General features: G+C 37.5%; 7 protein-coding genes and 1 pseudogene. 5 read left to right on the forward strand and 3 right to left on the reverse strand.

What is annotated here, in order from left to right; all coding sequences use genetic code 11:
• Positions 1-236: 236 nt before the first annotated feature.
• Positions 237-716 (forward strand): annotated as a pseudogene (locus ORQ98_RS28645) (transposase); the annotation flags it as partial.
• A 366-nt stretch (positions 717-1,082) separates the two neighbouring features.
• Here ORQ98_RS28645 and ORQ98_RS28650 read toward each other — a convergent pair.
• Positions 1,083-2,111, reverse strand: coding sequence for a hypothetical protein (locus ORQ98_RS28650; RefSeq protein WP_274692251.1), 1,029 nt, complete (start codon positions 2,109-2,111; stop codon positions 1,083-1,085).
• A 294-nt stretch (positions 2,112-2,405) separates the two neighbouring features.
• Here ORQ98_RS28650 and ORQ98_RS28655 point away from each other — a divergent pair, with 294 nt between their 5' ends.
• The 3 genes from ORQ98_RS28655 (at position 2,406) to ORQ98_RS28665 (ending at position 4,645) form a co-directional block, all read left to right on the forward strand.
• Positions 2,406-3,203 (forward strand): transposase, encoded by a 798-nt coding sequence (locus ORQ98_RS28655; protein WP_274692252.1) that lies wholly within the window; start codon positions 2,406-2,408, stop codon positions 3,201-3,203.
• A gap of 489 nt (positions 3,204-3,692) precedes the next feature.
• Positions 3,693-4,190, forward strand: a complete 498-nt coding sequence (locus tag ORQ98_RS28660; protein ID WP_274692253.1) for a hypothetical protein — start codon at positions 3,693-3,695, stop codon at positions 4,188-4,190.
• A 182-nt stretch (positions 4,191-4,372) separates the two neighbouring features.
• A complete protein-coding gene (locus ORQ98_RS28665) occupies positions 4,373-4,645 on the forward strand; it encodes a hypothetical protein (protein WP_274692254.1) in 273 nt (90 codons plus the stop codon).
• A 67-nt stretch (positions 4,646-4,712) separates the two neighbouring features.
• Here the strand turns inward: ORQ98_RS28665 and ORQ98_RS28670 are convergent, their stop codons facing one another.
• On the reverse strand, positions 4,713-5,075 hold the full coding sequence (locus tag ORQ98_RS28670; protein ID WP_274692255.1) for a PilZ domain-containing protein: 363 nt from the start codon (positions 5,073-5,075) through the stop codon (positions 4,713-4,715).
• A 64-nt stretch (positions 5,076-5,139) separates the two neighbouring features.
• Here ORQ98_RS28670 and ORQ98_RS28675 point away from each other — a divergent pair, with 64 nt between their 5' ends.
• Positions 5,140-5,478, forward strand: a complete 339-nt coding sequence (locus tag ORQ98_RS28675; protein ID WP_274692256.1) for a hypothetical protein — start codon at positions 5,140-5,142, stop codon at positions 5,476-5,478.
• Positions 5,479-5,943: 465 nt separating this feature from the next.
• Here ORQ98_RS28675 and ORQ98_RS28680 read toward each other — a convergent pair.
• Positions 5,944-6,141, reverse strand: a 198-nt coding sequence (locus tag ORQ98_RS28680) for a hypothetical protein (protein ID WP_274692257.1), incomplete at its 5' end; no start/stop codon positions are given.

Below are 6,141 nucleotides of genomic sequence, written 5' to 3' on the forward strand. Positions count from 1 at the left end.
CTGAGTCATTAAAATACAGAGCGGCTGCATGAATAAATTAGCAGTTATGTCAATCTAAAAAAACTTCGGAACCGAGTTTAAGCATTATGGGTGTTTCTTGGCGTTTGATTTGAAGCGTATAGGCCACAATGTTTTCCTTAAACAACAAAAGTGGAGAAAAGACTAACAGTAAATACTTCTATCTAAAAGATAGGCGTTGAGTAGACGGGCGATGGGACAACCACTGCAGTAAAAAAAGGGGAGATAATATTGGGTATAGTGACCATAAACGTATAAAAGGCGATAAGGTTGTCGCTTTCTGTGATTGTCACGGTAATGTTTTATCCCCTTTCGTGACAGCACCAGGGAACCAAAATGAAAGCCCTCTTTTTCCACATGCTCTCAAACCTTTACGCACCATAGCCAAAGCGATGGGTTTCAAACTAAAAGGTTCGATCATGAGCCTTGATGGTATCTACAATAGTCGCTCCAACCGCAAGATGATTTTCAACCACGGTATGACGCTTAATATCCCTGAAAACCAGCGAAACAGTAAGAACACCAAACGAGGTAGGAAACGTGTATTTGAACCAAAAATTTTCACAGAACGCTTCTTCACCATTGAGCGTGTCTTCGGTTGGGAGGATAAATTCAAGCGTTTATTAATTCGATTTGAGCGTATTAGCAAACTTCATTATGCGCTTAAAACAGTGATTAACCTACGACATTTTTGCTGAAATATATTAATTAATCCGTAGGTTATTTTTTTAATATATGAATGCCATAGTGACAAAATGCTAGGGACAGTCATGTATTTTTTCAATAAAAAATCGCAAATAATAGCTTTTCAGGCTAATAATAAACCAGGCTTACTTAATTTTTCCTATTATTTTGATTGGGTCAGGCACTGAGGCTGCAAGGTCTCTTCAACAAACACGAAACCCGCAACCAGTAGAATGAAAGAATAATATCGTGAAAATTTATCGCCAACTGAACAACTTTATGCACTATCAGAATAATAAGTGCTCCAAGGGAAATTATTTATTGAATCAAGCAGATATTTGTAAGACAGCTAAAAATTGGCTATTATGTGTAGATGAAAGTCAGTACTCTCTAGTAAATTTCCCTTTCCTACATGTATTTAATAGGTTTTTTTCTGTATTTTTTATTACGTAAAAATCTGATTTGCCTGCAATGTCATAAAGAAGTATGAATGATTCAAAGCGGCTTTTTGGATGAGCTGCTGGATTCATGCTTAATACTATTGTACTTCGGTCTTTAATTTTCCACTCTCCAGTACGTTTAATTTCAAGGCTATGAGGCGGATTAAGATTGTCAAATGGAGGTGCTAAGTTACGAAAGATGTTAGTATGTATACCTGTATAATATAAATAATATTCAAACCTATTTTCTCTATTAAATGTTATTACTATAGTAGTTTTTGCAGCTATATCACGATGTATGAAATTAGGTTGTTCTTTGGGTACTTTCCATGAACCAATTATATGTCTAGCTAATTCGCTTTCAACTGGCCTATGTTTGTCAAGTAAACATGGTATTTTATTAAGGTAGATTTTCTTAAGTTTTATCTGAGGCTCTTTTAATATATAATGAATATCTGTTTCATACCCCATTGATGGAAGAAAGGCATTCATGAAAGTTAGAGTAACCTTGTACTCATAGCTTTCATTATAAACAGATAACAATTTCCCATATTTTTTTTGATACATTAAAATATTGTTCAACAACTCACTTTTATTTGAATTTACATAATTAATAATATTAGGATCAAGTCCCTTTCGTGAAATATCAACAAATGCAGCATCAATAAACGCTTGAACCCCATTGGTTTGTAGAGTATTATTTACTTGTTCAAAGAATAATTTGCGAGCATGTTTCGAGGCTGCATTTTCTCCTTCTCTCGTTCCCAGGCTATAAATCATATCGCTAGATTTAGATTTTTTTGCTTTTGGTGGCGGCCTATTTGGTGAATAACAATGTTGGCCAATTACAGGCTCATATAAATCACCTGAAGAGCCAAGCATAACTTCTTTTCGGCATTCTTCACCTTCACAAAATCCCACTTGGGAAAGAGAATAAAGAAATATCAGTAATAATATCTTTTTAAGCATGCATTATTTCCTAGTACTTTTTATATGTCAACCTAGTAGAAGTTTAGTCTACATTTAGGCTTTGATCTTCCCCCTATTTAACGGACACCCGACTTTAGGATTATATCAACTTAAACAGTGGGGCATATCTAGTTGAGTTTAACTACTGGTTGCTAGTTAATTTGGCCGCGTAATTTGTCTGCCAGCACTTGCTGTATCTGGGTTTAATGTAAAATGCCTCATTTTGCTAAAACGACAACAGGATAGACGAGCTAAATGACGCAAAGTAAGCAATGGCGAGGGATTCCGACGCGTTTGACCGAAGACCAGTTCGATGAATTTATCTTGCCGCACCTCTCCAATGGGAAGCGTGGACCGAAAACGGCACTCTCATTTTACAAATTATTTAATTACATTCTTTCCTTTCTCTATACCGGCTGTCAGTGGAAGGAGCTCTTTATTGAAAAAGACGCCAGTGGTAAACCAGAAATACACTACACCCGTGTTTTTAGAGTCTTCCAACATTGGGAAAGGTTAATAAAATATTTGAGTATTCAGTACACCGCCTCTACCAGAATAATCTGCTGGATACCAGTATGGAACAACAACGGCCGCAAAAAAAGGGGCGATAGTATTGGATACAGTGGCCATAAACGCCTAAAAGGCGATAAGGTGGTGGCTTTCTGTGATCGTCATGGCAATGTCGTAGCCCCATTTGTCACAGCGCCTGGCAATCAAAATGAATGCCCTCTTTTTCCACAGGCTTTTCAACCCTTACGCCGTATAGCCAAAGCGGTAGGATTTCAACTAAGCGGCTCCGTAATGAGCCTCGATAGTATCTACGATAGCCGTGCCAATCGAAAGATGATTTTCAACCACGGCATGACGCTGAATATTCCAGAAAATCAGCGAAATCGAAAAAGCACTAAGCGAGGTAGGAAACGCCTATTTGAACCCAGACTATTTTTAGAACGCTTTTTCACCATTGAGCGAGTTTTTGGCTGGGAGGATAAATTCAAGCGGTTATTAATTCGATTTGAGCACCTGAGCCATCAGCATTATGCGCTAAAAACCATTGCTTACACGATGATTAACCTACGACATTTTTGTTAGCTATTATTATTTAATTGGTAGGTTATTTTTTAGTAAAAAAAATCCATAGTGGTAAAATGCTAGGTTTCGTCTTGCCTATTTTTCGCTAAAAAAATCGCAAAAACCATATTTTCAGGCCAATAAGAAGCTATTTTTAAATAATTTTTCCTATTATTTTAATTTGACCAGGCATTGAAGCTGACAGGCTTCTTAAACAGATATGAAACCTGCAACCAGTAGTTAAAATAAAAGTCATACATGGTGATGTTCTTTACCTATTAATTTTATTTCGTCAAAAACTATCTTAAGTGGATAAAACAAATACTCAATACTTTAATCTTTCATTTTTAAATTCCGAATTCTTTGGTGGTTTTTAGGTCGATTTGTAAGATGTCACTGGCAATGAGAAGTCAGGGGATATGGCAGGGTGAAGTAACAAGCTAGTATGATGAGATAACTAGCTGATTTTTAAGTAGAAAATGCTTGTGACAGGGTCACAGGTTGGCTGCAATGAAAAAGACAAAGCAAAATGAACCGTTCAGAGTCAATATAAGCAACTATAGGACTGCTTATGATTACCTAAACAAAAAGCTTGAAGAGGGTGGTAAATACAAACATGGTAGCTTACGCAGTGAAATAAAAGACCATGGCATTGCTGATGATCCTGTACTGAATTTTAGACTGTGCTTATACGATGGGTTCAGTGGTGATAAACATGAGAAAGTTGAGGCATTGCATCAGTGGTGTGAACGCTATCTGCTGCCTAAACACTGGAAGCGAATGAGAGATGCTATCCGGCAACATGATAAGCGACAGAAAACGAAAAAGAGTTCAATTGGAGCGAAAAAATATAGTATTGATTTAAAGAGCGAGGGTTATCACGCATTAAAGCGGCTAAGCGAAGCTTTTGGGGAGCCAGGTAAGCCATTAGACTTATCTGAGACCATTAAGGTTTGTGAAGATAAATTGTATGAAGCTGGGGTGTTAAAAAGTGACTGGGACATATAGCTTGTGACCCTGTCACAGGCTATAGCCCTTTATTAACAGAGTGTTCAGAGAAACAGCCAAAAAAGTGCAAGGTGTTACTTGTTCACCTTTACTCAAACACCGTATAAAATACGGTGGTTTAAGTATATCTGGTTGCTTAGCAGCCTATAGGCTCTATAACTACGACGGTGATATCAACGACAATGCAAGATACACAACCCGCCAAAAAAGTCAGTAATTGTGTTGGTAATCACAACCGCCGAGTATCTGATTTCTGGTCGCAGATTATCGGTATTGAAGATGCCGCCAGGTTGCTGAATATGCGCATTACAGAGTTTAAACAGTGTATAAAAGAAGGCAGACCAGTAAAGGGCTGTCCTACACCTGAAGTACACTCTGTTTCAGATAAGGGAAAAATCTTTTTTGAAGCCAGAGAGATTAAAAAATTACTTGATCAACTGTCAGCCAGTTCCTGAGGCAGAAAACAGATGATGGGGTAATGCGGGAGGTTGACCGTAAAACCCTGGGTTTGCTGGTGGATGATTAAATAATATTTTCAGCAAACCTTGATAAAAGTTTTTGGTCATTAGGTCTAATTTGCTTGAATAACACACCAAGCTGAAAGAAGTCTTTTTTTATGACTATGTGTCGTACTTCAGCCATTGTGTATATTTTAAGTTTTTTTTCTTGAATGCGTGCTTGTATCATCAGGGGAAAGATTTGTTGCTTTTTGAAAGCTTCGTTTGTTGCAATCAAAGTGCCTTGTTCTGAAACATTGATAGTCATAGCATCAACAATAATGTTTCTTGCTTTGTCTTTAATGACTACCTTCCATTTGACATCTCGTCTTACAAACCGGCGATGCTCTTGCTGGGGAGCAACTAAATCTTCGATATTTTCAGTCATACTGCTTTTACTGGCGCATAGAAGTGTATTATTAAGAGTAGTCTTTTCTAAACTGGGAAGGTCGATGGCTATACCAGAAAAGTTAAAAGATTTTTATCTTGAGGCAGATGAACGAGTTGAGTGCATTAGTTATTTAGTTCGGGAGTATAGGCTTATTCTCGACACAGACTACCAACTAGTGAGTCAGATAAGAGTGCAGGCTGATATAATGAGCAGTGAAGTATGGTCATGGCTGATTGTCGATGAAACGCTAAGGCGAATGGTTGAGCTTTCCTTACCATTTGATGAATTCACTAGGGAGTTGCAAAGAATGATTGCTATCGAGTCGGTTTCGCTAACATTCCAGAGGGGAGGGGTTGAAGGCCAGGCCAGGCTACAACGAACAAGCCCTGTCGTTACATGATCTGTTGTATTTGACTAGCGACTTTGACGATGAGTAGGTTGCATTGAGCTATACTACTAAAGAGCCGCTGCTGTCTTTAGATCATACCTTCACTCTTCACGCAATGTAGCAGCAGTTGGATTTATTTTCATTGTAAAATCCCAGTAATCAACTATACATAGCGTATCTGTTGCTGCTATGGCATGAGGCATTGGCTGGTCAAGTGCATCATCATGGCAGCAATGGGTATTGGCATACTATACTTTACGCAATATATCGCCACTTCGTTGAAAGTGGCTTTTTTAATTGTTAGCATACTACACTAACAGCACATGGGCCTTTCTGTTAAACCTCGCTTTGTCACCATCTTTAGGCTCACAGCTTTCTATGCCATTTTTATAAAAAAATAAGTCTTTGCCTTCACTTGGAACAATTTAACCTGGGCTTATAAAACCTAAGTATGCTTGCCTAGAGTTGAATATTAAGTTAAATACAGGTAGGTACAAGACTGTTAAATTTGCTTAAAAACATAGGACTATCCTGAATAAATTTTTTTGAAAAATAAACAGCCAAAGGTTTGTTCTTTTCAACATAAGTTTCAAAAATATTCCTAATTATCACTATACCTAAGCCATTAGCTGCTGTATATTTGAACAGTATGGCAATTTGATTGAGAAGGTATAA

This window comes from Spartinivicinus poritis, from assembly GCF_028858535.1.
In the GTDB taxonomy this organism is placed as follows: domain Bacteria; phylum Pseudomonadota; class Gammaproteobacteria; order Pseudomonadales; family Zooshikellaceae; genus Spartinivicinus; species Spartinivicinus poritis.

What these genes read in the sequence shown, in the direction of transcription:
- ORQ98_RS28650 (WP_274692251.1), bottom strand. Translation starts at nt 2,111, where the DNA reads ATGCTTAAAAAGATATTATTACTGATATTTCTTTATTCTCTTTCCCAA.
- ORQ98_RS28660 (WP_274692253.1), top strand. Translation starts at nt 3,693, where the DNA reads ATGAAAAAGACAAAGCAAAATGAACCGTTCAGAGTCAATATAAGCAAC.
- ORQ98_RS28665 (WP_274692254.1), top strand. Translation starts at nt 4,373, where the DNA reads ATGCAAGATACACAACCCGCCAAAAAAGTCAGTAATTGTGTTGGTAAT.
- ORQ98_RS28670 (WP_274692255.1), bottom strand. Translation starts at nt 5,075, where the DNA reads ATGACTGAAAATATCGAAGATTTAGTTGCTCCCCAGCAAGAGCATCGC.
- ORQ98_RS28675 (WP_274692256.1), top strand. Translation starts at nt 5,140, where the DNA reads ATGGCTATACCAGAAAAGTTAAAAGATTTTTATCTTGAGGCAGATGAA.